The sequence below is a fragment of the Streptomyces sp. NBC_01210 genome (genome assembly GCF_036010325.1).
Classification (GTDB): domain Bacteria; phylum Actinomycetota; class Actinomycetes; order Streptomycetales; family Streptomycetaceae; genus Streptomyces.
Window position 1 is genome coordinate 4,654,223 of sequence record NZ_CP108549.1, and the last position, 23,076, is coordinate 4,677,298.

The 23,076-nt window shown below is 68.6% G+C and carries 24 protein-coding genes and 2 pseudogenes; 12 read left to right on the forward strand and 14 right to left on the reverse strand.

Going from position 1 to position 23,076, the window contains the following annotated elements; genetic code table 11:
• Window positions 1-38 precede the first annotated feature (38 nt).
• The 5 genes from OG735_RS21080 (at window position 39) to OG735_RS21100 (ending at window position 3,789) form a co-directional block, all read left to right on the forward strand.
• Window positions 39-416 carry a phage holin family protein gene (locus OG735_RS21080; protein ID WP_327324728.1) on the forward strand — a complete coding sequence of 126 codons (378 nt, stop codon included), beginning with the start codon at window positions 39-41 and terminating at the stop codon, window positions 414-416.
• Complete coding sequence (locus OG735_RS21085) at window positions 391-921, forward strand: low molecular weight protein-tyrosine-phosphatase (protein WP_327324729.1); 531 nt, start codon at window positions 391-393, stop codon at window positions 919-921. The genes OG735_RS21080 and OG735_RS21085 overlap by 26 nt, the downstream gene beginning before the upstream one ends.
• Complete coding sequence (locus tag OG735_RS21090; protein ID WP_327324730.1) at window positions 918-2,075, forward strand: cystathionine gamma-lyase; 1,158 nt, start codon at window positions 918-920, stop codon at window positions 2,073-2,075. The genes OG735_RS21085 and OG735_RS21090 overlap by 4 nt, the downstream gene beginning before the upstream one ends.
• Before the next feature lie 291 nt (window positions 2,076-2,366).
• Complete coding sequence (locus OG735_RS21095) at window positions 2,367-3,257, forward strand: LysR family transcriptional regulator (protein WP_327324731.1); 891 nt, start codon at window positions 2,367-2,369, stop codon at window positions 3,255-3,257.
• Between the two features lie 52 nt (window positions 3,258-3,309).
• On the forward strand, window positions 3,310-3,789 hold the full coding sequence (locus OG735_RS21100) for an NUDIX hydrolase (protein WP_327324732.1): 480 nt from the start codon (window positions 3,310-3,312) through the stop codon (window positions 3,787-3,789).
• A gap of 19 nt (window positions 3,790-3,808) precedes the next feature.
• Here OG735_RS21100 and OG735_RS21105 read toward each other — a convergent pair whose 3' ends face one another.
• Window positions 3,809-5,410, reverse strand: a complete 1,602-nt coding sequence (locus OG735_RS21105; RefSeq protein ID WP_327324733.1) for a globin domain-containing protein — start codon at window positions 5,408-5,410, stop codon at window positions 3,809-3,811.
• A 303-nt stretch (window positions 5,411-5,713) separates the two neighbouring features.
• Entirely contained in the window at window positions 5,714-6,355 is a 642-nt protein-coding gene (locus OG735_RS21110; protein WP_327324734.1) for an HAD family hydrolase, read from the reverse strand.
• Window positions 6,356-6,431: 76 nt separating this feature from the next.
• Between OG735_RS21110 and OG735_RS21115 the strand changes: the two genes are divergently transcribed.
• The 5 genes and pseudogenes from OG735_RS21115 (at window position 6,432) to OG735_RS21135 (ending at window position 9,885) form a co-directional block, all read left to right on the forward strand.
• Window positions 6,432-6,977, forward strand: coding sequence for a DUF2269 domain-containing protein (locus OG735_RS21115; protein ID WP_327324735.1), 546 nt, complete (start codon window positions 6,432-6,434; stop codon window positions 6,975-6,977).
• Between the two features lie 5 nt (window positions 6,978-6,982).
• Window positions 6,983-7,837: a GNAT family N-acetyltransferase gene (locus OG735_RS21120; protein WP_327324736.1), complete on the forward strand. Its 855-nt coding sequence runs from the start codon at window positions 6,983-6,985 to the stop codon at window positions 7,835-7,837.
• Between the two features lie 62 nt (window positions 7,838-7,899).
• Window positions 7,900-8,247 (forward strand): annotated as a pseudogene (locus OG735_RS21125) (MarR family winged helix-turn-helix transcriptional regulator); the annotation flags it as partial.
• A gap of 10 nt (window positions 8,248-8,257) precedes the next feature.
• A pseudogene (locus OG735_RS21130) lies at window positions 8,258-8,709 on the forward strand (GNAT family N-acetyltransferase).
• A 15-nt stretch (window positions 8,710-8,724) separates the two neighbouring features.
• Window positions 8,725-9,885 carry a winged helix DNA-binding domain-containing protein gene (locus OG735_RS21135; protein ID WP_327324737.1) on the forward strand — a complete coding sequence of 387 codons (1,161 nt, stop codon included), beginning with the start codon at window positions 8,725-8,727 and terminating at the stop codon, window positions 9,883-9,885.
• A gap of 102 nt (window positions 9,886-9,987) precedes the next feature.
• Here OG735_RS21135 and OG735_RS21140 read toward each other — a convergent pair whose 3' ends face one another.
• From OG735_RS21140 to OG735_RS21170, 7 genes are all read right to left on the reverse strand, one after another.
• Complete coding sequence (locus OG735_RS21140) at window positions 9,988-11,370, reverse strand: serine hydrolase domain-containing protein (RefSeq protein WP_327324738.1); 1,383 nt, start codon at window positions 11,368-11,370, stop codon at window positions 9,988-9,990.
• A gap of 373 nt (window positions 11,371-11,743) precedes the next feature.
• Window positions 11,744-12,370, reverse strand: a complete 627-nt coding sequence (locus OG735_RS21145; RefSeq protein WP_327324739.1) for a glyoxalase — start codon at window positions 12,368-12,370, stop codon at window positions 11,744-11,746.
• 5 nt (window positions 12,371-12,375) lie between these two features.
• Window positions 12,376-12,840 carry a helix-turn-helix transcriptional regulator gene (locus OG735_RS21150; protein ID WP_327328402.1) on the reverse strand — a complete coding sequence of 155 codons (465 nt, stop codon included), beginning with the start codon at window positions 12,838-12,840 and terminating at the stop codon, window positions 12,376-12,378.
• A gap of 353 nt (window positions 12,841-13,193) precedes the next feature.
• Window positions 13,194-13,604 carry a VOC family protein gene (locus tag OG735_RS21155; protein WP_327324740.1) on the reverse strand — a complete coding sequence of 137 codons (411 nt, stop codon included), beginning with the start codon at window positions 13,602-13,604 and terminating at the stop codon, window positions 13,194-13,196.
• Window positions 13,605-13,980: 376 nt separating this feature from the next.
• Complete coding sequence (locus OG735_RS21160; RefSeq protein ID WP_327324741.1) at window positions 13,981-14,772, reverse strand: ABC transporter permease; 792 nt, start codon at window positions 14,770-14,772, stop codon at window positions 13,981-13,983.
• Window positions 14,769-15,728 carry an ATP-binding cassette domain-containing protein gene (locus OG735_RS21165; protein ID WP_327324742.1) on the reverse strand — a complete coding sequence of 320 codons (960 nt, stop codon included), beginning with the start codon at window positions 15,726-15,728 and terminating at the stop codon, window positions 14,769-14,771. Before OG735_RS21165 ends, OG735_RS21160 begins: the two co-directional genes overlap by 4 nt.
• A 13-nt stretch (window positions 15,729-15,741) precedes the next feature.
• A complete protein-coding gene (locus tag OG735_RS21170; protein WP_327324743.1) occupies window positions 15,742-16,413 on the reverse strand; it encodes a DUF4097 family beta strand repeat-containing protein in 672 nt (223 codons plus the stop codon).
• 222 nt (window positions 16,414-16,635) lie between these two features.
• Here OG735_RS21170 and OG735_RS21175 point away from each other — a divergent pair, with 222 nt between their 5' ends.
• Window positions 16,636-17,391 (forward strand): helix-turn-helix domain-containing protein, encoded by a 756-nt coding sequence (locus OG735_RS21175; protein WP_327324744.1) that lies wholly within the window; start codon window positions 16,636-16,638, stop codon window positions 17,389-17,391.
• 242 nt (window positions 17,392-17,633) lie between these two features.
• On the opposite strand, the gene OG735_RS21180 is transcribed toward OG735_RS21175, so the two are convergent.
• The 3 genes from OG735_RS21180 to OG735_RS21190 form a co-directional block, all read right to left on the reverse strand.
• A complete protein-coding gene (locus OG735_RS21180; protein ID WP_327324745.1) occupies window positions 17,634-18,332 on the reverse strand; it encodes a type 1 glutamine amidotransferase domain-containing protein in 699 nt (232 codons plus the stop codon).
• 80 nt (window positions 18,333-18,412) lie between these two features.
• Window positions 18,413-18,823, reverse strand: coding sequence for a DUF4345 domain-containing protein (locus tag OG735_RS21185; RefSeq protein ID WP_327324746.1), 411 nt, complete (start codon window positions 18,821-18,823; stop codon window positions 18,413-18,415).
• A gap of 43 nt (window positions 18,824-18,866) precedes the next feature.
• A complete protein-coding gene (locus OG735_RS21190; RefSeq protein ID WP_327324747.1) occupies window positions 18,867-19,628 on the reverse strand; it encodes an SDR family NAD(P)-dependent oxidoreductase in 762 nt (253 codons plus the stop codon).
• A gap of 128 nt (window positions 19,629-19,756) precedes the next feature.
• Between OG735_RS21190 and OG735_RS21195 the strand changes: the two genes are divergently transcribed.
• A complete protein-coding gene (locus tag OG735_RS21195; RefSeq protein WP_327324748.1) occupies window positions 19,757-20,365 on the forward strand; it encodes a TetR/AcrR family transcriptional regulator in 609 nt (202 codons plus the stop codon).
• Window positions 20,366-20,647: 282 nt separating this feature from the next.
• Here OG735_RS21195 and OG735_RS21200 read toward each other — a convergent pair whose 3' ends face one another.
• Window positions 20,648-20,797: a hypothetical protein gene (locus tag OG735_RS21200; RefSeq protein WP_327324749.1), complete on the reverse strand. Its 150-nt coding sequence runs from the start codon at window positions 20,795-20,797 to the stop codon at window positions 20,648-20,650.
• Between the two features lie 396 nt (window positions 20,798-21,193).
• Complete coding sequence (gene dnaB / locus OG735_RS21205) at window positions 21,194-22,657, reverse strand: replicative DNA helicase (protein ID WP_327328403.1); 1,464 nt, start codon at window positions 22,655-22,657, stop codon at window positions 21,194-21,196.
• Between the last annotated feature and the right edge of the window lie 419 nt (window positions 22,658-23,076).

The window sequence follows — 23,076 nt, forward strand, 5'->3', positions numbered from 1 at the left end:
CCTGCCTTGGTCCGATCACGTCTGCCACGATCAGACACATGAAGAATTTTGTAGTCAAGACGATCGCCAACGCGGCAGCCCTGCTGGTCGCGATATGGCTGCTGCAGGACATCACCCTGACCGGTGACAGCACCGGCAGGAAGGCATGGGCGCTGGTTCTGGTGGCCCTGCTCTTCGGGCTGGTCAATTTCCTTGTCAAGCCGGTGGTGAAGCTGCTCACGTTGCCGCTGTTCATCCTCACGCTGGGGCTGATCACGCTGGTGATCAATGCCCTGATGCTGCTGCTGACCTCATGGCTGGCCGACCAGTTCGATCTGAACTTCCATGTCGAGGGCTTCTGGACGGCCGTGCTCGGCGGCCTGATCATCTCCGTCGTTTCATGGGCGATGAATGTCGCCCTGCCCGACAAGGACTGAGTACCGCGTGAATTCTGCGTATCGCATCTGCTTTGTCTGCACCGGCAACATCTGCCGCTCGCCCATGGCCGAGTCCGTCTTCCGCGCGCGAGTGGCGGACGCCGGACTCGACGGGGTGGTGGAGGTGGACAGCGCCGGCACGGATGGCTGGCACGAGGGCGACGGTGCCGACCGGCGCACCGTCGCCGTGCTGGAGGCAGGCGGCTACGAGTCCAGGCACAGCGCGCGCCAGTTCCGCGCCGCCTGGTTCCCGCTCCTCGATCTGGTGATCGCGCTGGACGAGGGGCATCTGCGGGAGCTTCGGCGGCTCGCGCCGACAGCCACGGACGCCGCGAAGGTACGTCTGCTGCGGGCGTACGATCCATCGGCCGTCGCGGATCTGGATGTTCCCGATCCGTACTACGGCGGCATGGACGGCTTCGAGGAGTGCCTGAACATGGTGGAGGCGGCGAGCGAGGGCCTGCTCGACGCGGTACGCACGGCTGTCGAGGAGCGAGCTGCATGAGCGCGGGACATAAGACCTTCCCACTGAGGACAGGGGATGGCACCAAGGCGGTACGGGCGGGGCTGCCCGAGCCGGTGAAGTACGAACCGACCCTGCCGGGTCCGGTCTTCGCGGCCCACTTCCATCTACCGGGCGAAGCCACCGGGCCGTACACCTACGGCCGTGACACCAACCCGACCTGGACGTATCTCGAGCGGGCGATCGGCGAGCTGGAGGCACCGGGGGAGTCCGTCGAGACCGTGGCCTTCGCCTCGGGCATGGCAGCGGTCTCGGCCGTGCTTTTCTCGCAGCTCAAGGCCGGTGACGCAGTGGTGCTGCCGGTCGACGGCTATCAGGCACTGCCGCTGGTGCGCGAGCGGCTCGAAGCGTACGGCGTCGAGGTGCGCACCGCGCCGACCGGCGACGACGCGCAGCTGTCCGTCCTGGACGGCGCCCGGCTGCTGTGGATCGAGACACCGTCCAATCCGGGGCTCGATGTGTGCGATGTGCGGCGGCTCGCGGAGGCGGCGCACACCGCCGGCGCTCTGGTCGCGGTCGACAACACCCTGGCGACGCCGCTCGGCCAGCGCCCGCTGGAGCTGGGCGCCGACTTCTCGGTGGCCAGCGACACCAAGGGCATGACAGGCCACGGCGACATCCTGCTCGGCCATGTGACCTGCCGTGATACGGAGCTGGCCGCGGGTGTACGGCAGTGGCGCAAGGTCGTGGGAGCGATCCCGGGCCCGATGGAAGCGTGGCTCGCGCACCGCTCGCTGGCCACGCTGCAGCTGCGGATCGAGCGGCAGTGCGCGAACGCGCTGGCGCTCGCGGAGGCGCTGAGCGGGCGTGGCGAGGTGACCGGTCTGCGCTATCCGGGCCTGGCGACGGACCCTTCGCACAAGACAGCCTCGCTGCAGATGCGGCGCTTCGGCTGTGTGGTCTCGTTCGTCCTGCCGGACCGCGGCCACGCGGAACGGTTCATGGACAGTCTGCGGCTGGTGGACGACGCGACGAGCTTCGGCGGCGTGCGCTCCACCGCGGAACGGCGCGGACGCTGGGGCGGCGACGCCGTGCCGGATGGCTTCATCCGCTTCTCGGCGGGCGCAGAGGACGCCGAGGACCTGGTGGCAGATGTGCTGCGGGCGCTGGACGAGGCGGCGGACTCGACTCCGTAGGCCGGGGCCGTAGCCCGGGGCCGGGGGCGTACGCCGGTGTACGTCGGCGCGCTGAGAGGCTGTACGTACAACGGGCGGCCCGAGCCTCCCCCCTCATGGCTCGGACCGCCCTCGGTTCCACGCGTCAAGAACCGCGTGACCAAGGCTAGTTGACTCTGTGTCAGTGTCCAATCACAGTAGCGACAGCGACCTATCGACTTATTTATAGTTGGCCGGGTTCGCAGGCATTGCCCGGTGGGCGCAGTCAGGCTGCATCGTCGGGCGCGTATCGTCGGGTCGGGAGGGCATGGCATGGATCTGGCCCTGTTACGCACATTCGTCACGGTGCACCGGGCCGGCTCATTCACCCGCGCCGCGGCGCTGCTCGGCCTCTCCCAGCCCGCGGTGACCGGCCAGATCCGCACGTTGGAGCGGCAGCTCGGCCGCCCGCTGTTCCTGCGCCAGGCGCGCGGAGTGACTCCCACGACCATCGGCGACGAGCTCGCGCACCGGGCCGCACCGCATCTGGACGCCTTGGTGGAGATCGCCGAGACCGGGCTCGACGAGGAGGCGGGCGTACGGACCCTGCATCTCGCCGGTCTTCCGGAGTTCACCTCGCTGCGCGCCCTGCCCGCCCTCACCCCGCTGATCTCCCGGGGACTGGCGCTGCGCGCCTCGTTCGGGAACTCCGAAGAAACACTGGAGGGGCTGGCCGCCGGACACCACGATCTGGCCATCACCACGGCCCGTCCGCGCGGCGGGCTGCTCACCGCGACTCCGCTCTGCGACGAGGAGCACGTACTCGTCGCCTCGCCGCGCTGGGCGGCGCGGCTGGGGCCCGGCGTCCTGCGCAAGGGGCATGTGGTGCTCGAGCAGCTTCCGGTCGTGGAGGTGCACGAGTCCCTGCCGCTGGTCTCGCGCTACTGGTCCGCCGTCTTCGACTCCCGGCCGGCCGCCGCGGGCGCCGTCATCGCGCCCGATCTGCGGGCGGTCCTGGAGGCCGCGGCCTCGGGCGCCGGGCTCGCCGTGCTGCCGCGCTATCTGTGCGAGGACGCCTTGCAGCGCGGCCGGGTGGTGGCGCTGCTCGACCCACCGGTGCCCCCGCTGCGTACGTACTTTCTGGTCGTACGCACCGGCACACTCGCCCTTCCGCACATCGCGCGGGCGCACGAGTGGCTGCTGCGCGCGGCCGTCGACTGGTGACCGCAGGGCGGACAGAAGTTTCAGAACGGGTGGGGTGGGCCACTCTCTTGCCATGACCGAACGACCTGTGGTCAAGCGCACCGCACGCGCCATCCTGCTGGACGGCAGCGACCTCGTCCTGATCAAGCGCACCAAACCCGGAGTGGATCCTTACTGGCTCACGCCCGGTGGCGGGGTCGAGCCCGAGGACGCCACCGTCGTCGACGCGCTCCACCGGGAGGTGGACGAAGAGCTCGGCGCCAAGATCACCGATGTGGTGCCCTGCTTCGTCGACACTGTCGAACACATCGCGGACGGCGGTGTGACGGGGGTGAAGGTGCAGCACTTCTTCGTCTGCCGACTGGAGTCCATGGACCCGGCGCGGCGGCACGGCCCGGAGATCGACGAGCCCTGCGGGGAGTACGAGATCGTACGGGTGCCGTTCAGCCGGGTCGGCATCGCGGCCGTGCATCTCGTACCGCTGTCACTGCGGCACTACCTGGACGGCAATATCGAGGGCGTACGCGCGATGCACGCACCCGACCTGGGCTAGTACGCCACCCAGCACGCCGCTAGTCGCCCGCCGCCACGAGTTCTTCGAGGGAGTCGTGGCGGATCCGGTCGGACGGGATGCCGATGCCGCGCAGCGCGTTGACACTGCTGCGGATCATTCCGGGCGGTCCGGAGAGATAGGCGTCGTACTCGTACCACGGGCCGTACTCCCGTACGGCGTCCGGGAACTGCGACCGGCCGTCGACCACCGGGCGGACCGAGAGCCAGGGGTGCGTCTGCTGGAGCCGCAGCATCGTGTCGATGTCGTAGAGGTCGAAATCGGTGCGCGCTCCGTAGAAGACCTGTACCGGACGCCGCTCGCCGTGCTCGGCGACATCCTCGACCAGCGCCTTGATGGGGGCGATACCGGTACCGCCGCCCAGACAGAGCAGACCGTTGTCGGTGGTGTGGTCGACGGTCATCGAGCCGGCAGGCGGCCCGAGGCGCAGGATGTCCCCGGGGCGGGCGTGGTGGACGAGGGCGTTGGAGACCCAGCCGGCCGGGACCGCCTTGACATGGAACGAGAGCAGACCGTCGGAGCGGGGCGCTCCGGCGAAGGAGTAGTGCCGCCAGATCCGCGGCCACCAGGGTGTTTCCACGCTTGTGTACTGGCCGGCCAGGAAGGCGTACGGCTGGTCGGGGCGAACGGTGATGATCGCGATGTCAGGAGTTCTGAGGTCGTGCGACACCACCTCGCCGTGCCACCAGGCGGGAGCGTGCCGCTCGTTCTCGGAGGCCGCGTCGATCATGATCTGGGAGATCGTGATGTACGTACGGACCCAGGCGGCCTCGGTCTCCTCGTCCCAGGTCGTCGTGGCGTACCGGGTCAGCGCGCCGATCAGCGCTTCTCCGACGGCTGGGTAGTGCGCGGCCTGGGTGCCGTACTTGCGGTGGCCGCGGCCCAGGTGCTGGAGGTAGTCGGTGAGCACGGCCGCATTGTCCATGTGATCGGCGGCGGTGAGCAGGGCCTTGAGGAGCCGGTCACGCTGAGAGTCCATGGCGGCGGGGAAGAGGCCACGCAGCTCGGGATGGCGGACGAAGAGCAGGGCGTAGAAGTACGAGGTGACCTTGTCGGCGACGGGCGCGATCTCCGCCATGGTGCGGCGGATGAGAATGGCGTCGGGGGAAGCGGGGTCCGCGGGGGCGGCGGGTGGTGGTTCATGAGGGGTGGGGGCCTCGTGGCGGCCGGGGGCCTCATGGACTGTGTGGGCCTCTTGGGCCTCGTAGGCGTTGCCGAGCGGGGGGCGCTCGTCCGGGGCGCGCTCGATCGGGTCGTGCTCGATCGGGAGGTCGTCGACGGGGACCTCGTCGAGAGCAGTCTCATCGAGCGGGGCGTCGGCCACGGGGGCGGCGGCAGCGGCCACATGGGCTGCCTGAGTATCAGCCGCGGGCGACGGGGCGGTACGGGACGGACCGGAGCCCACCGGGCGTATGGAGGCGACAGAGCGCCGCGGGGCGACTATTCGCTCCTGCCCGCCATCACCCGCAGACGCCCCCTCACCGGGGGCGGGAGTGGGGGCGGCCCGGCCCTGGGCCGGCTGCTTACGAGGGGTGAACCATCCGCCTCCGCCGCTGTCACCTGCAGTGCCGTTGTCGGCCGACGTGGTGGTCGGAGCGTCCATTGTCTGCCTCGCCTCGAACATCTTTCGGTCGGTCCACGCACTTCCGCTGGTCCGGAACGTGCCTCAAATCCCCGTTGCCTCAAGACTGCTGCCGGCCCACACTAACCTCGGCCACGCGCCGATTAGGGAGAAGTAAGCCCGGAATGTGACATTGACCGCAGCGCCCGTCGTCGCAGCATGCCAGGCGGCGGGACCGCATTGGACAAAGAGCGGAAAGTCCGGGCATCCGAACCCGCTTTCCCGTTAGGCTCCAATGCCCCCATGTCCATGTGCCGGGTCTCCCGGACCCCCGGAGCTGCTGAACTATCTGCGAAATCGCACCAGTTCATAGGCCTCGCGCAGATCGCCCCCCATATAGGTGTGTGTAGCCAGACCCGACAGATGGTGGTCGGCATTCACCGCCACCGTTGTGGGCACCGACGCGAAGATCTCCGCGTCGGACATGGAATCACCGTATGCAACACATGCGTCCAGACCAACCCCGAAGTCTGCACAAAGCCGATCAGCGATCTTCACTTTCGCGCCCGCGTTGAGAATGCCCGCGGGGTCCACGGGCCGGGTGAAGGGCAGCTCGGGAAAGAGTGAGCCGTGCGCCGCATGAGCTCCCCAGCCCAGCAGCCGCTCCACGAAGAAGGAGGGCGAGAGTGAAATGACGGCGCAGTAGTCGCCGCCTTTACGGATCTCCCGCCACACCTCCTGGATACCGTCGAGCCAGGGCGCCGTCTCAAAAGCGGCCGCCACATGCGCCTCGGTGAGATCGGCCCACAGAGCGTGCACACGCACCGCATACTCCGGCGGGCCGATCCTGCGGGCGATGATGTCCCGCTCCAGCTCGCCGATCTCTTCCAGCAGCCCCAGCTGCCGGGATATCTCCACGGGCGCCGCCGATCCGCGGATCAGTGTGCCGTCGAGATCGAATATGTGCAGCCTGCGTGTTCTCTCCATGTACGCCGAGGCTAGTACTCGCGATTACTCCCGCCGTCAGACGCAACGGTCCGGCCCACCCGGCACCGTGTTTCACGTGAAACCACTCAGGCACCCCACTCGCCGGGCCCTCCTCGTCGTCCATGTAGCCGCATCCGCCGGCTGGCTCGGGCTCACGCTCGGTCTGCTCGCGCTTGCTGTCACCGCCGCCACCACCGAGTCGGGGCCGATGATCGAGGCCACGTGCCGCTCGATGAAGGTCTTCACGGACTGGCTGGTGATTCCGGTCGCGATGCTGACCCTGATCAGTGGTCTGCTGCTGTCGCTCCGCACCAAATGGGGCCTTGCCAGACACCGCTGGGTCTATACGAAGTTCTGGCTGACTCTCGTCACCATCACCGCATCACTCTTCGCTCTGCGCCCTGGGGTCAACAACGCGGTCGACGCCATCTCGTCCGGCACTCCCTTGGCCGAGCCGCTCGACCTGGTGGTGGGCCCGGCCGTCTCCCTGACCACATATGTCTTCATGACCGTCATCTCCGTCCTCAAGCCGTGGGGTCTCACGCGGCGCGGCCGGCGGTCGCGCGTCTCGGCCACTTCACCGAAAGCACTGGACGAACGATCACCGCGTCAGAGAGCCTGACCTCTATGTCGACACCGCTCTCCGAGCTGCCCATTCGCCGTCTGACCACGGATGACCTCATTTCCTGCGCCGATCTGTCCGAGGACCGCGGCTGGCCTCGCGAGGAGCACAAATGGGGCCTGCTGTTGACGGCAGGGACGGGGTACGGCATCGACGACCCGGCGGGCAAAGGACTGATGACCGCCTGCGTACTGACTTCGTACGGCCCTGGGCTCGCCGCGATCGGGATGGTGCTCGTCGCCGAACGGTTCGCCCGCCAGGGCGTCGGACGGCGCCTGATGAAGCATGTGCTCGAGGTGACCGGGGAGACCCCGGTCACCCTGCACGCCACCGCGAACGGACAGCCGCTCTACGAGGAGCTGGGCTTCATGAACACTGGCCGCGCCGAAATGGTCCGCGGCCGCTTCCATGCCTCGGGCCCGGCCGCCGAAGTGTTCACCCGCCCGGCGACCGCCGAGGACCTCCCGGCCGTCCTGCGCCTCGACACCGAGGTCTTCGGCCTGGACCGCACCCATATGATCACGCGCCTGCCCGCCTTCGCGGACCAGCTCCGGGTGGCGGAGGAGGACGGCGTCCTGACGGGCTACGCGGCGGCCTGGCCGAACATGGAGACTCAGGTCGTCGGACCGCTGATCGCCCGGGACACGGAGACGGCGCAGTCGCTGATCGCCTCGCTGGCGGCGGGCACGGACCGGCCGCTTCGTACGGATATCGACGTACGCCATGAGGAGCTGCTCACCTGGGTGAAGGAGCACGGCCTGGAGCCGATCGCCTTCAACGCGGTGATGACGTACGGCATCCCGGGCCTCCCGGGCGACTGGACCCGCCGCTTTGCACCTTTGACGGTCGCGGCGGGCTAGCTGGTCAGGCAGATCCACCGTCAGTGGCGGGCTGCGGTGGCCAGCGCCGCGTCGGGGCTGGAGGCCTGAGCACGCGCGAGTACTCACTGCTCGACGTCCTGAGCCGCCAGCACAGCGGCCCCGGCGGCCATCTGCAGATGAAGCAGGTCGCCGACGCCGTCGTCCTCAGCCAGAGCGCCACCACCCGCCTGGTCACCCGCCTCGAGGACCGCGGCCTGCTGACCCGCTATCTCTGCGACACCGACCGGCGTGGCATCTACACCGACGTCACCGAGGCCGGCCTGCAGCTGCTCGCCGAGGCGCGGCCCACCAACGACACGGCTCTGCGCGAGGCACTCGACGAGGCAGCCAAGAACCCCGAGCTGGCTCCCCTGGTCAGGACTGTCGAGGAACTGCGGGTCCCCGCGTAGTCTGCCGATCATGAGCGATCTGGAAATACGACCCGCGGCAGTCGAAGACATCCCGGCGATCGTGGCGATGCTCGCGGACGACCCGCTGGGCGCTCAGCGCGAATCGCCGGAGGACCTCACCCCGTACACCGCCGCGTTCGAGCGGCTTGCCCAGGACCCGAATCAGTACCAGGCCGTCGCTGTACGCGAGGACCGGGTCGTCGGCACGCTCCAGCTCACGATCATCCCCGGGCTGTCCGCCGCGGCTCCACCCGCTCGATCATCGAGGGCGTCCGGATCCACGCCGACGAGCGGGGCAGCGGACTCGGCAGCCGGCTCATCGAATGGGCCATCGACGAATCGCGCCGCGAGGACTGTCAGTTGGTGCAGCTGACGTCGGACGTCAGCCGCACCGATGCCCGCCGCTTCTATGAGCGGCTCGGCTTCACCGCCTCCCATGTGGGGTTCAAACTCCCGCTCTGACCAAGGGAATTCACCGTGCACCGGATCAGTGACGAGCAGCGCCGCATCCGGCTCAGCCGCCGCCATCTGCTGGCCCCGTCCGTACGGGGTGACACACCGGTGGCGGTCGCCGACGCGATCGTCGCACTGCACGCCACCGACGCCTCGACCGTCTTCCTCTCCGCCTGCGCCCGCCTCACCGACCCGGGCGTCCAAGCCGTGGAGCAGTCCCTGTACGAGGACGTGACGCTGGTCCGGCTGCTCTCCATGCGGCGCACGCTCTTTGCCGTCTCCGCCGAACTCGCCCCGTATGTCGATGCGTCCACCGCGCGTTCCATCGCCATCAAGGAGCGGAGGACACTCATCAGTCATCTGGCGGAGGACGGGAACGGGCTGGACGAACGGTGGCTCGCCGAAGCCGAGGAGGCGGTCCTGGCCGCTCTCGCCGCACGCGGCTCCGCGACCGGCAGCCAGCTCTCCACCGATGTTCCGGCCCTTCGGACGAAGATCACCGTCTTCCCCGGCAAGAAGTACGAGACGGTGCAGGGCGTGGCCAGCCGGGTGATCCGCGTACTCGCCGCCGACGGCCGCATCCGGCGGGACCGGCCGCGCGGCTCCTGGACCTCCAGCCAGTTCCGGTGGACGGCGAGCGAGCCATGGCCTCCGTTGCCGGCCGCCGAGGCACGGGCCGAACTGGCCAGGCGCTGGCTCCTCTCGTACGGTCCGGCCACCGAGGCCGACCTCAAATGGTGGACGGGGTGGACCCTCGGCGACGTACGCAAAGCGCTGGCTGCCACCGGCGCCGAGGAGGTCGGCCTCGATGCGGGCACGGGCTATGTGGCGCCCGGCGACACCGTGCCCGAACCGCCCGTGGAGTCCTGGGCCGCACTGCTCCCCGCGCTCGATCCGAGTGCCATGGCCTGGGCCGACCGCGGCTTTCATCTCAGCGTCGACCATCGCGCCGCGCTCTTCGACCGCTCGGGCAATATCGGCCCCACCGTGTGGTGGAACGGAGAGATCATCGGCGGCTGGACCCAGCGCGCGGACGGCGAGATCGTCTGGCGACTGCTGACCGACCCGGGCCGTGAGGCCGCCGCCGCGATCGAAGCGGAGGCCTCACGACTGTCGGCGTGGGTGGGAGAGGCACGGATCACGCCGCGCTTCCGTACGCCGCTGGAGCGGGAGTTGACTGCCTGACGGCTGCCCGGGTTCAGCCTCGCGCCCGTTTCACGTGAAACATCACCTCCGTTTCACGTCCTCATCCGTTTCAGTCCACATCCCTTCCATGCGAACTCCGTTTCAGCTCCGGAGTCCGCGCCAGCCCTCCTTGTCCACACCGCCGGGCACCGCCTCGCCCGGCTCGTACGGCGCACGTGTGAAGACGAACGACCCCAGGTCGAGATGGCTCACCGACCCGTCGTCCCGCCGCACCACGCGCAATGACTCCCCCGCGTAGTAACCGTCAAGGCCCGTCCAGGTCCCGTCCGCCTCTGCAACGAAGTGCGAACCACGGCCGGTGCCGCGGAGCGGCTGCAGTTCCACACCACGGTCGGCGCCAAGGCGCAGACCGAAGGAGTATGTACCCCAGTACCAGGGCCCGGTCAGCTCAAGGAGCGACTGATCGACCTCGGGCAGCGGCCGCCAGGCCTCAGGGATACGCGGCTCGGCCTCGGCCACGATCCGCACGAGATCGGCGGCGACCACCGCGGTAAGCGGCCCCGAGGTGGCATTGGCGAGCGCGACGGCCGCCACCCCGTCGTCCACGCTCACCCAGAGTCCCGCGACAAATCCGGGCAGCGAGCCCGTGTGCCCGACCAGAGTGCGCCCGTCCCTCCGCTGGACCTGCATCCCCAGGCCGTAGGCGCTGTCCCACTCGCCCACCTCGGGCGGCACGGACGGCGTCCGCATCTCCCGCACGGACGCAGCGCTCAGCACTCGGTCGTCGCCCTCGGCAAGGAATGCGGCGAACCTGCAGAGATCGGCGGCGGTCGACCAGAGCTGTCCGGCCGGAGCCATCAGACCGAGATCCTCGGAGGGCTCGGGGAGTATCACATCGGCCCAAGGGTGCACCGCCCAGCCGCCGGCATGCGGGGCCCGAGGCTGTGCGCTTGTACGGTCCATGGCGAGCGGATCCAGGATCTCGCGCTGCAGGACCTCCTCCCAGGAAGCCCCGCGTACCGCCTCGATCAGCGAACCAAGCAGTGTATAGCCGGGGTTGGAGTAGTGGTGGCGACGGCCGACAGGATGCATCCGCGGCTGTGCACCGAGGACATCGGAGAGTTCGGGGCGGAGCGAGCCCGGCGTCCGCTCCCACCACGGCGCCGGGGATTCCGCGCCCAGGCCGGCGCTGTGGCCGAGGAGCTGAGCGACAGTCACATCCCCCACACCCGTGCCGGGGAGATGCTTCTCCAGAGGGTCGTTCAGATCCAGCAGCCCCTCGTCGCGCAGCCTCAGCACCAGGACGGCCGTGAAGGTCTTGGTGATCGAGCCAATGCGGTACTGGGTGCCGGCGTCCGGGGCATGTCCGTCGACCGAGCTACGGGAACCCGTCCAGACCAGGTGTCCCTCGCGCGCCACAGCGGCGACGAACGAGGGGGCGCGCCCTTCGGACTGAGCGACGGCGATGCGATACAGAAGGGCTCGTTGCGTACCGGGGAGCAGCTCTTCAAAAGGTGAAGTCATGGGGCAGGTCTATCGCTGCCGGTCCCCCGCGTCGACTTGAATACGCGGTACACGGAGGCGCGGCCCAGGCCTCGATACCGCACAGCGACCGGCGGCTGAGCACGTCGGCCGATTCGCGAGCCAGCAGGTGGGCCCGCGGCACCTTCTCGGCATCGTCGGGCCCGCGCAGCTGTGCATGACCAACCCGGCCTGGCGCAGCAGCTCGGCGGCGGCAGTACCCGAACCCCATGGCCGGCGAGGCGCGCGGTGCACTCGGTCCGAGTGACGATGGCGGTCGGCCGCGGCGGGCGCATCAGCTCGGCACCCGGCACCGCCCCGAGCCCTGCGGCTGTCTCGTGATGGGCGACCAGGCAGGGCAGGCAGCAGTGACACATCAGGGCATGGGTGCCAGCGATGCGGCCTCCCATGCAAACCCGTCCGGGTCGGTGAAAGGCCCGGCATCGCCGCCGATCACGAGCCGGTGCGATCCGGTGCCGTCGGGAGAGACACCGGCGTCCTTGGCAAGGGCACGGCGCCTGTACAGCGCCAGCTTGACGGGACTCGACCCAGCAGCGAACTCGACGTACATGCGGCCGAAGCTCTTCTCCACGGCAAGGCCTTGGTCGACGTAGAACCGCTTGCTCGCGGCCACGTCCGCGACTCCCAGCAGGAGCACGATCTCGTCGACCCGCCGGGTGGCAGGGCCGGTGTCCTTCTTCGCCGAGGTCGCGACCTTCCAGATCGTCCCGTCCGGGGCCTGTACGACACCGCCGTAGCCCCACAGCGACTTCGCGGCAGGCTTCAGCGACGTGGCGCCGGCGTCGAGGGCGGCGTCGATGAGGCTGTTGACGGTGGCCGGCTGGGACACCGTGAGCGCCAGCGTGAACCCACGGAAGCCGGTTGTGGGTGCCTCCGAGGCCCGCAGGCGTATCTGCGTGTCCAAACCGAAGGCGGCGGTGTAGAAGCGGTTGGCGGCCGTGGGGTCGGCCACGTCGAGGGTTACGGATTCGATGGATGCCATGGTCGTCACGCTAGTTGCGGCTCGGTGACCGGCGCTTCTCGATTCCTGATCGGTCTGGTCACCGCTTTCGCCACACACGGCGGCATCCCCGCCGCAGCGCCTGTAGCGCGGCGCCGGTAGGCGCTGGGCGACATGCCCACCAGCTCGGTGAAGCGGGTACTGAAGGTGCCCAGCGATGAGCAGCCGACCGCGAAGCAGACCTCGGTGACGCTGAGGTCGCCACGACGCAGCAGCGCCGTCGCGCGCTCGATACGCCGCGTCATCAGATACGCGTACGGCGCCTCGCCGTAGGCCAGCCGGAACTGGCGGCTGAGGTGCCCGGCCGACATGTGCACGCCGCGGGCAAGCGCCTCGACGTTCAGCGGCTGCGCATACTCCCGGTCGATCCGGTCGCGGACACGGCGCAGCCGCGCGAGGTCGCTCAAGCGCTGCGCCGCGGTGCGTGCGCGCCCCCACGAGGGGTGACACATGACGGAACTCCTTTTCATCGATGTCCGCGAGCACCTGGGTTGCATGCCGAGATAGGCGGCGAGGTGCTCGATGGTGATGACCGGCTTGCCGGAGCCGACGAGCCGGTCGAGCAGGCTGAGCGACTGCTCGACGGCGACGGGATGGAGGCCGGTGGTCGGCTCGGCGAGGATGTAGACCCCGCCCTTGTGGGCGGTCGGCGTGCGCGTCTCGGCCTCGGCGGCCGACATCGCAGCACCTCTGCGTTGGTGCGGCCGCCGAGAGGGTGGTCGAGGACAACTGCCTGGAAGCGCTGGCCGCCGTATTCTTCGCAGGTGGATGCCGGCCATCATGGCCGGATCGATGACCGGACGGCTCAGCGCAGCTCCTGGATGCGGACCAGGTTGCCCGCGGGATCGCGGAAGGCGCAGTCGCGGACGCCGTACGGCTGCTCGGTCGGCTCCTGGACGACCTCGGCGTCGTCGGCCTGCACCTTCTCGAAAGTGCCGTCGAGGTCCCGGGTGGCCAGCATGATCCAGCCGTAGGTGCCCTTGGCCATCATCTCGGCGATGGTGCGGCGCTCGTCCTCGGTGACCCCTGGGTCGACGGCCGGCGGCGCCAGAAGGATGGACGTGCCGGGCTGGCCGCCGGGGCCGACCGTGATCCAGCGCATCTTGCCCTGTCCGACGTCGCTGCGGACCTCGAAGCCGAGGGTGTCGCGGTAGAAAGCCAGGGACGCGTCCGGGTCGTCATGCGGGAGGAAGCTCGTGTGAATGGTGATATCCATGACGATCACGCTAGGTGCGGCTCCGTGACCCGCGCTTCTCGATTCCTGATCGATCTGGCCACCTGTTTCGCCACACACGGTCGCATCCCCGCCGTCGCGCCCAGCGCCTGGCGCCGCGTCGCCCAGGATCTCCTCAACCGTGCCCCGGAATCCCAGCTCGGACACCATGGGACAACTGACCGGCCAGCAGCTAGGGCGAGTCGGACATGACGCCACGGCTGCCGACGCCGACCTGCGGAAACGACCCCAGGGGCCCGGGTATCCCCAGGCCGGACGGCCGAGAACGCCGACGGGGCGGCCTACGCCGACGCGGTGTCGGAGTACGCCGCCCTGGGGCGGGACGAGTTGCGGGAGGCGGCCCGCGCTGTCATGGCGGTTACTTCGAGTCGCGGTTGAACTTCGAGGTCGACCAGAAGTAGCCGAGCACCGCGAGACCCAGGCACCAGGCGATGGCGAGCCATCCGTTGTGGCCGATCTCGCTGCCGAGCAACAGGCCCCGCAGGGTTTCGATGGCGGGCGTGAACGGTTGGTACTCGGCGATCGGCTGGAACCAGCCCGGCATCGTGTCGACCGGGATGAAGGCGCTGGAGAAGAGCGGCAGCAGGATCATCGGCATCGCGTTGTTGCTGGCGGCCTCGGCGTTCGGGCTGATCAGGCCCATACCGACCGCGACCCAGGTGAGCGCCATGGCGAAGAGCACGAGCAGCCCGAACGCCGCCAGCCACTCCAGGACCGTGGCGTCCGTGGATCGGAAGCCGATGGCCACGGCGACGGCGCCCACGAGGACGACGCTCATGATCGACTGCAGCACGCTGCCGACGACGTGCCCGACGAGCACCGAACCGCGGTGGATCGCCATCGTGCGGAAGCGGGCGATGATGCCCTCGGTCATGTCGTTGGAGACGGACACCGCGGTCCCGACCGTGGTGCCGCCGATGGTCATCAGCAGGATGCCCGGGACGATATAGGCGATGTACTCGGAGCGGTCCGCGCCGCCGCCGCCGATGCCCGCGCTCATCACGTCGCCGAAGATGTAGACGAAGAGCAGCAGCAGCATGATCGGGGTGAGCAGCAGGTTCAGGGTGAGGGACGGGTAGCGCCGCGCGTGCAGGAGGTTGCGGCGCAACATCGTGGACGAGTCGCGCACAGCGAGGGAGAGGGAGCTCATCGGACGGTCTCCTTGGGCTGGTTGGGGACGGCGGCGCCGGTCAGGGCGAAGAAAACGTCGTCGAGGTCGGGGGTGTGCACCGTCAGCTCGTCCGCCTCGATGCCGGCCGAGTCCAGCCAGTCGAGGATGGAGCGCAGCTCGCGCTGGCTGCCGTCGCTGGGGATCTGCAGCGACAGCGCCTCGTCGTCCCGGGTCACCTCGCGCAGGGCGACAGCGGCGGACTGGTACGCGGCCGGGTCGTCGAACCGCAGCCGCACGTGCCCGCCCGGGATGAGCCGCTTCAGCTCCTCGGCGGTGCCCTCGGCGGCGATCTTCCCGTCGTTGAGCACGGCGATACGGTCGGCGAGCTCGTCGGCCTCCTCCAGGTACTGGGTGGTGAGGAAGACGGTGGCGCCGTCGGAGACGAGCTCGCGGATGATCTGCCACATGTTGTGGCGGCTGCGCGGGTCGAGGCCGGTGGTCGGCTCGTCGAGGAAGATGATCCGCGGGTTGCCGACCAGGGTCATGGCGAGGTCGAGGCGGCGCTTCATGCCGCCTGAGTAGGTGGAGGCGGGCTTCTTCGCGGCGTCGGTGAGGTCGAAGCGCTCCAGCAGCTCAGCGGCGGTACGGCGGCCCTCGCGCTTGGACAGGTGGTGCAGGTCGCCCATGAGGAGCATGTTCTCCTCGCCGGTGATCAGGCCGTCGACGGCGGAGAACTGGCCGGTGACGCCGATCGCGGCGCGCACCGCCTGAGGGTCGGCGGCCAGGTCGTGGCCGCCGATGTGGATGCCGCCGGTGCCTGGATCGGCGGAGATGAGGGTGGAGAGGATCTTCACGGCGGTGGTCTTGCCGGCACCGTTCGGGCCGAGCAGGGAGAAGATCGTTCCTTCGGGGACGGCCAGGTCGACGCCGTCGAGCACGACCTTGTCGCCGTAGGACTTGCGCAGCCCGTTCGCCGCGATGGCCAAGTTGGTCATGTTGGTTGCTCCTTCAGAGGCTGCGGGCGGTGATGTCGCCGTAGGCGGTGGTCGCGTGGATGTTCAGGCCGGCGGCGGCGCCGTCGGTGTTCCTGAGCGCGTTGTGGATCCGGCCGTAGGCGGTGCCGGCGTCCAGTGAGGCGGAGACTCCGCGGGCGGCGCCGACCGACACCTCGCCGGACTCGGTGCGCAGCACGACCGTGCCGCGCACGGCCTCGGCGATGTGGATGTCGCCCTTTTGGGTGCTGATCTCCGCGGGGCCGCCCAGGCGGCCGACCGAGACGTCGCCGGCGAGGAGGCCGAGGCGGGCGCTCGCGGCCTCGTCGAGCTTGACCGAGCCCTGCGCGCCCTCGAAGGCGACGTCGCCCAGCCGTCCGACGCCCCGGAACTCGGCGCTGGCCGCCTTCGCCTCGATACGGGAGCCTGCGGGCAGCTGGATGGTCACCTCGACGGATCCGGAAGCGCCGAGGATCCGGTTCTTCGCCGGTGAGGCCTCGATCCGCAGGACGCCGTCGCCGTATTCGACCGTGATCTGCTCCGCCGCCTTCACGTCGCGGCCCTTCGAGGCGTCCGCGGGCAGGACCTCGACCGTGGTGTCGGCCCGGTCTGCGGCGATGAACCGGATGCGTCCCGCGGGGATGTCGAGGACGGCGGAGACCGGGGCGGGGGTGTCGAACTTCTGCATTGCGCTCTCCTTCAGTCCGTTGTTTCTGACTTTGGAAACGCTACGTTGCATTCAAAGATTCGACAACACTGTCGTTGCGCACGATCGCCATCAGTGCAGGTAAAAGCTAAGAAAGTGTTGCAATGGCTTTGGTTCTAATGCAACAACAGCCACCCTGTTCGTTGCAATGAATGAGGAGTGAACGCTATACTGGAGACACCAAGGACCACGAAGGAGACCGCGATGCCGGGAGGCAGACTCACCCAGCAGGAACGCCAGCAGATCGCGCTGGGACTGGCCGACGGTCTCGCCTACGCGGAGATCGCCAGACGCCTCGACCGCCCCACCTCGACGATCACGCGCGAGGTGATGCGCAACGGCGGCCCCACCGCCTACCGCGCCGACCTGGCCCACCGCGCCACCGAACGCCGCACCCACCGGCGCAGGCAGACCGCGCCCCGGGGGCCGGAGGCGCCCCCGCAGGCCCACGGACGCGACGCCGAGGCCGTGCGCGAGTACGAGGAGATGTTCACCACCCTCCTCATGCAATCGGGCCTGCCCAAGATGACGTCCCGGGTGCTGGTGTCCCTCTACACCACCGACGCGGGCAGCCTCACCGCGTCCGAACTCGTGCAGCACCTCCAGGTCAGCCCGGCGTCCATCTCCAAAGCGATCACGCTCCTCGAAAGCCAGGGCCTCATCCGCCGGGAACGGGACGAACGCCGCCGCGAGCGCTACGTCGTCGACAACGACGTCTGGTACCAGGGGATGATCGCCAGCGCCCGATCCCACGCCCAGCTCTCCGAGATCGCACGGCAGGGCGTCAGCATCCTCGGCCCCGACACCCCGGCCGCCGCCCGCCTCGAGAACATCGCCCGCTTCGTCGACTTCGTCGGCGAGAGCATCATCCGCGCCGCGGAGCAGGCCCGCGAAGTCCTCTACGCGAAAGCCGAAACGACCTCAGGCGGCACTGCCACGCCAAGTTCAGATCGCGGATAGACAGCCGTCTTGACGGTCACAGCCAGGCGCGCCCGTGTAGGCCCTCAATCGGGATGTCCCATTCCGGCCGGGCGACCTGCGCTTCTCTCAGCCGTCTCATTCAGGGGCCACGGCATTGCGTCTCACGATCGTGGCCCATCCAAACAGGTCGTCAGCGTGCAGGCTGGGGCGCGGTGAGGTCGCGGACGAACACGGGCTTGAGCGGACGAACACGGGGGGGGCGCCGCAGGTCTCCGTACCGGCTATTCGGTCTCGGTCAAGGCGGCGAGAATCAGGTCGCTGACGGCCTTGGTGGACACCGGGTTCTGGCCCGTGATCAGGCGGCCGTCACGCACGGCATGCGGCGTCATCGGAACAGTGGAGCGCACATACTTGGCCCCCTTGGCGCGCAGTTCGTCCTCCAGGAGGAACGGCACCCTGCTCTTCACGCCGGCCAGTCTTTCCTCGACCGTCGCGAAGCCGGTGACGGTGCGGTTTCGTACGAGCGGGTTCCCGTCGGTGTCCTGGAGGTTGATGAGGGCGCAGGCGCCGTGGCAGACCGAGGAGACGATGCCGCCGCCGGCGTAGATGGCCTGGGCCGTTCGCTGCAAGTCGGCACTGTCGGGGAAATCCCACATGGTGCCGTGACCGCCTGTGAAGAAGATCGTGGAGTAGTCGTCCGGATCTGCGTCGGCAACCGGATGAGTGGCTTTCAGGCCGGACATGAAAGCCGGGTCGGCGAGATAGCTGCGAACCGTCTGGTCGGCGAACAGCCGACCGAGGCTTCGCGGGTCGAGGGGCACCTCGCCGCCCGCCGGGCTCACCACATCCACCGGGTGGCCGGCCTGTACCGCCTTGTCATAGAAGTGGACGAGTTCACCCAGCCAGAGGCCGGTCCGGTGCTTGCTCGCCCCGTAGGTGGCCTGATTGGTCACGACTGCCAGAATCTTCTTCTGTCTCACGTTTCCCACGTCTCTCTTGTCGGTCGACTGCACATTGATGCAAGGTGCGATGCCGCTCTGCCCGCCCGGGATCGGTGCCCTCAGGCAGCAGCCGGCGCTCGCCTCGATCTGAGGGCGGTGGAGTGCGCCCAGACGATGGCGATCGCGAGGATGAACTCCAAGGCGGCGGAGGCGAGGAAGCCTCCCGCCGGGCTGGGCATGCCGTCCTGGGCGAAGGAGACCAGCCGGCCGATGCCTCCGAGGAGGATCGGGACGGCCAGGAAGTAGACGAGCACCCCCTGCCGCCGGACCGTTGCGGCCGCCCAGGCGAGCAGGGGGGCCCAGCCGATGTAGACGCCTGCCACGAAGCGGTACGCGTTGTCCGCCTCCGCCATGCCCGTCGGACCTCCCTGCGTCAATTGCCGCAGACCGTCTGCGGCCGCGATGGCGGCCGCCAGCAGCAGGCAGACACGGACGACGGTGGTGGCTGCTGCGACAGAGGTGTCGGCCATCAAGGTCCCTTGCTCCTCTCGGGGTTGGCCCCGGGCGTGGGCGTCAGCCCTGCTCGGTGGGGCGTACGAGCAGCTCGTTCACGGCCACGTGCCGGGGGCGGGTGACGATGTAGCCGATGGCGTCGGCGATGTCCTCGCCCTGCAGCCGCTCGATGTCGCCAAGGCCCGCGACGATCAACTGCTGGACCATCTCCGAGTTGTGGGTGCGCAGCTCGGTTTCGACGCTGCCCGGCTCGACGACGGAGACGCGGACGTGCTGCTTGCCCAGTTCCTGGCGCAGCGCCTCGCTGAAGCCGCCGACGCCGAACTTGGTGGCGCTGTACACGGCGGACATGGCGAAGGCCATGCGGCCGTTCAGCGAGCTGATGTTGACGATGTCGGCGACCTGGCGCGGGCCGTCGGCGGCGGCCTTGACCAGGTGCGGGATGGCCGCGTGGGAGGTGTACATCAGGCCCATGAGGTTGATGTCGACCATGCGCTGCCAGTCGTTCAGGTCCGCGCCCGGGGTGGGGCCGAGCAGCATGAGCCCGGCATTGTTGACCACGGTGTCCAGACGGCCCAGCCCCTCGACGGTCCTCTCAACGGCTTCAGCGGCGGCCTGGGCGGTGGTGATGTCGGCGGGCACGGCCAGGGCCTTTCCGCCCGCCTCGGAGATTCCCACGGCGAGGGCGGTGAGCCGGTCCTCGCGCCGTCCGACCAGGGCCACCGAGGCGCCCTGGCGGGCAAGCTCCAGTGCTGTGGCGTGGCCGATGCCGCTGGAGGCTCCGGTGACCAGGGCGACGGTTCCTTCAAGACGACGAGTCATGGTTCAAGCCTTTCGATGAACGGCCGCGTTCCTCGGGCCGTACGAGATAGAGGGGTGAATGGCCCTACTGGTGTGGGCCATACAGGGGTGGAGGCCGCTCAAGGCCGGGCCGAATGCACAATGGGGAAGTGAGCAGCACTGGGCAGAAGACAACCGACGCCGCGCGTCAGGCGACCACGATCGACCGGGAGCTGCCGCCTCGCGAACGCCTGGTCCGGGCCGCGTCGCGGCTCTTCTACTACGAGGGCGTACGCGCGATCGGCGTGGAGCGGCTGATCGCCGAGGCCGGGGTGACCAAGGCGACGTTCTACCGGCACTTCGCTTCCAAGGACGACCTGGTCGTGGCCTATCTGCTGACCAAGGACGCCTACTACAAGGCGGTGGCCGAACCGCTGGCCGCCGAGTACCCGCCCGCCGAAGCGATCGACCTCATCTTCGAGGCGATCGCCGAGCACGCCCGCGAGCGCGGCTTTCGCGGGTCGCCGTTCCTGAACGCGGCCGCCGAGTACCCCGACGCCGACCATCCCGTCCGCGGCCTGGTGGCGACCCACCGGAACTGGATCCGCACCCTCTTCGAAGACCTGCTCACCCGGTTCGGCCACGCCGATCCGGAGTCGGCGGCCGGAGCGCTGCTGATGATGTACGACGGCGCGATGGCCGCCGGCTACCTGGACGACTCGACGGCCGCGCAGCAGACCCTGCTGAACGCGGTCCGGCTCATCCGATCCGGGAGCTGACCCCAGCTGGAGCACGCGAAGCAGCGGCCCTTTGCGGGCCCCCGGCCGGGCCGGGGCGCGGATTGGTTTCATAGCGCCTTTTGATCTCTGTGCGACATGCATCGGCGACCCACCGGCAGTTCTGCGCCTGGAGCCAGTCTCGACCGATGGGCCGAGAACCGCCCTCCAAGGGATAGAAAGACCGGTCGTTCTACCTATTGACGATAGCGCCTGTACCGTCCGCGCGCCAGCGGAGCCCGATGCCCCAGGGGCTGGGGAATTGCGTGACCCATCACTGGGGAATTAGGTGATCGACCCGCGGGCCCAGCCAAGGGCGAAGTTCACCTTCGGCCGCGTGAGCAGGTGCCGGGGCTTGACGCCGACGACCAGCGGCACGTCCCTGCCTCGCAGAACGAGGAAGTCCGGGACATGACACCGCCGTCGATCGTCCATGGTGGAGAGGAGAAACGGCTGGGCGAACACCGCCCTCACGTCCTGGTCGAAGTCGGCGTAGAGCAGGTGCGTCAGCTCGAGTCTCGACTCTTAGACGACATGGTCACGCATCGTGGAGGACCAGTACGTGCCCGAGTAGTGCTTCTGACCGTGCCGCCAGCGGAACGTACGCCACGGCACCGAAGGCTCAAAGACATCGACGCCGGCAGTCGGCCAGCTGAGACATCTCCACGATCACGGCGGAGAACACCGTTGCATAGGTCGCAACGAGGAACAGCACCACTACGGGCGAACGATCAGACAGGAGTTCGTCTCACTGCCCTGTCCCTTGGGCCAGAAAAGGGCCACCGCCAACGAGAAAGGGACATTGGAAATGCGAACCTACAGCCCGCCAGATCAGGTCTGCGCCATGTCCACAAAGCGCGAGTAGTGCCCCTGGAAGGCGACCGTGATCGTGGCCGTCGGACCGTTACGGTGCTTGGCCACGATCAGGTCCGCCTCGCCCGCGCGCGGAGACTCCTTCTCGTACGCATCTTCGCGGTGCAACAGGATGACCATGTCCGCGTCCTGCTCGATGGAGCCCGATTCACGCAGGTCGGAGACCATCGGTTTCTTGTCCGTACGCTGCTCGGGGCCACGGTTCAGCTGGGACAACGCGATCACCGGGAGCTCGAGCTCCTTGGCCAGCAGCTTGAGGTTTCGGGACATGTCCGAGACCTCCTGCTGACGGCTCTCGGCGCGCTTCGAGCCACCGGACTGCATCAGCTGCAGATAGTCGATGACGACCAGCTTCAGATCATTGCGCTGCTTCAGCCGTCGGCACTTCGCGCGGATCTCCATCATGGAGAGGTTCGGGGAGTCGTCGATATACAGCGGGGCCTGGGAGACATCCGGCATGCGGCGCGCCAGCCGGGTCCAGTCCTCGTCCGTCATCGTCCCGGAGCGCATGTGATGCAGCGCCACCCGCGCCTCCGCGGACAGCAGGCGCATCGCGATCTCATTGCGCCCCATTTCGAGAGAGAAAATCACGCTGGGCAGGTTGTTCTTGATCGAACAGGCCCGGGCGAAGTCCAGCGCCAGCGTCGACTTACCCATGGCGGGCCGGGCCGCGATGACGATCATCTGGCCGGGGTGCAGACCGTTGGTCAGTGAGTCGAAGTCGGTGAACCCGGTCGGTACACCCGTCATCTCGCCGCTGCGCGAGCCGATCGCCTCGATCTCGTCGAGCGCGCCTTCCATGATGTCGCCGAGCGGCAGATAGTCCTCGCTGGTGCGCTGCTCGGTTACGGCGTAGATCTCGGCCTGGGCGGAGTTGACGATCTCGTCGACGTCGCCGTCGGCCGCGTATCCCATCTGCGTGATCTTGGTGCCGGCCTCCACGAGTCTGCGCAGCACAGCGCGCTCATGGACGATCTCCGCGTAGTACGACGCGTTGGCCGCGGTCGGCACCGACTGGACCAGCGTGTGGAGGTACGGCGCTCCGCCGACCCGGGTGATCTCGCCTCGCTTGACCAGCTCGGCGGCGACGGTGATGGGGTCGGCCGGCTCGCCCTTGGCATAGAGGTCGAGGATCGCCGTGTAGACCGTCTCGTGGGCGGGCCGGTAGAAGTCGTGGCCTTTGATGATCTCTACGACGTCGGCGATGGCGTCCTTGGAGAGCAGCATGCCGCCGAGGACGGACTGCTCGGCGTCCAGGTCCTGGGGAGGCACACGCTCGAAGCCGGGGGAGCTTCCGTCCCAGCCGCCGCTGTCCCTGCCGCGCTCGTGCTGGTCCTCTCGACCACCGCGGCCTTCGCCGCGACGCTGGCGGGAGACGGGCAGACGATCACTGGGACCGTCTGCGGCCCACGGGTCGTCCAAGGGCTCGGAAATGCTCACCCGGGCCACCTCCTCCCGTCCGCTCCGCGGACCTCGCCGTGCCACTCTTTCTACGGCACGACACTGACAAAACGAACGGCCAGACTCCGCTTCCGGCGCGTCGGGCGACGGTCCACGGTAGGCCCGTCGGCACCGTCAGCCAATCTGGTTATCCACAGGCCATGTGGACGACGGACCAGATGCTGTGGAGAACCCTGCGGAACCTGTGCACGGACCGGGGGACAGCACTGTGGACAAATTCATAGTCACCCCGCCACACACACTCTGACCTGGCTCTTTTCCGTCCACTGGCTGTGGGGGAGAAAAACTTTCCCGACTGGACCAAGATCAGAACAAACGGCACACAGCCGAAGGCGCAACGAGAGGATTGGTAAGGACTGCAATGCAATTGCATCTCTTAC

Coding starts and splice junctions, on each gene's coding strand:
- OG735_RS21080 (WP_327324728.1), top strand. CDS start 39: ATGAAGAATTTTGTAGTCAAGACGATCGCCAACGCGGCAGCCCTGCTG.
- OG735_RS21085 (WP_327324729.1), top strand. CDS start 391: ATGTCGCCCTGCCCGACAAGGACTGAGTACCGCGTGAATTCTGCGTAT.
- OG735_RS21090 (WP_327324730.1), top strand. CDS start 918: ATGAGCGCGGGACATAAGACCTTCCCACTGAGGACAGGGGATGGCACC.
- OG735_RS21095 (WP_327324731.1), top strand. CDS start 2,367: ATGGATCTGGCCCTGTTACGCACATTCGTCACGGTGCACCGGGCCGGC.
- OG735_RS21100 (WP_327324732.1), top strand. CDS start 3,310: ATGACCGAACGACCTGTGGTCAAGCGCACCGCACGCGCCATCCTGCTG.
- OG735_RS21105 (WP_327324733.1), bottom strand. CDS start 5,410: ATGGACGCTCCGACCACCACGTCGGCCGACAACGGCACTGCAGGTGAC.
- OG735_RS21110 (WP_327324734.1), bottom strand. CDS start 6,355: ATGGAGAGAACACGCAGGCTGCACATATTCGATCTCGACGGCACACTG.
- OG735_RS21120 (WP_327324736.1), top strand. CDS start 6,983: ATGTCGACACCGCTCTCCGAGCTGCCCATTCGCCGTCTGACCACGGAT.
- OG735_RS21140 (WP_327324738.1), bottom strand. CDS start 11,370: ATGACTTCACCTTTTGAAGAGCTGCTCCCCGGTACGCAACGAGCCCTT.
- OG735_RS21145 (WP_327324739.1), bottom strand. CDS start 12,370: ATGGCATCCATCGAATCCGTAACCCTCGACGTGGCCGACCCCACGGCC.
- OG735_RS21150 (WP_327328402.1), bottom strand. CDS start 12,840: ATGTGTCACCCCTCGTGGGGGCGCGCACGCACCGCGGCGCAGCGCTTG.
- OG735_RS21155 (WP_327324740.1), bottom strand. CDS start 13,604: ATGGATATCACCATTCACACGAGCTTCCTCCCGCATGACGACCCGGAC.
- OG735_RS21160 (WP_327324741.1), bottom strand. CDS start 14,772: ATGAGCTCCCTCTCCCTCGCTGTGCGCGACTCGTCCACGATGTTGCGC.
- OG735_RS21165 (WP_327324742.1), bottom strand. CDS start 15,728: ATGACCAACTTGGCCATCGCGGCGAACGGGCTGCGCAAGTCCTACGGC.
- OG735_RS21170 (WP_327324743.1), bottom strand. CDS start 16,413: ATGCAGAAGTTCGACACCCCCGCCCCGGTCTCCGCCGTCCTCGACATC.
- OG735_RS21175 (WP_327324744.1), top strand. CDS start 16,636: ATGCCGGGAGGCAGACTCACCCAGCAGGAACGCCAGCAGATCGCGCTG.
- OG735_RS21185 (WP_327324746.1), bottom strand. CDS start 18,823: ATGGCCGACACCTCTGTCGCAGCAGCCACCACCGTCGTCCGTGTCTGC.
- OG735_RS21190 (WP_327324747.1), bottom strand. CDS start 19,628: ATGACTCGTCGTCTTGAAGGAACCGTCGCCCTGGTCACCGGAGCCTCC.
- OG735_RS21200 (WP_327324749.1), bottom strand. CDS start 20,797: ATGGACGATCGACGGCGGTGTCATGTCCCGGACTTCCTCGTTCTGCGA.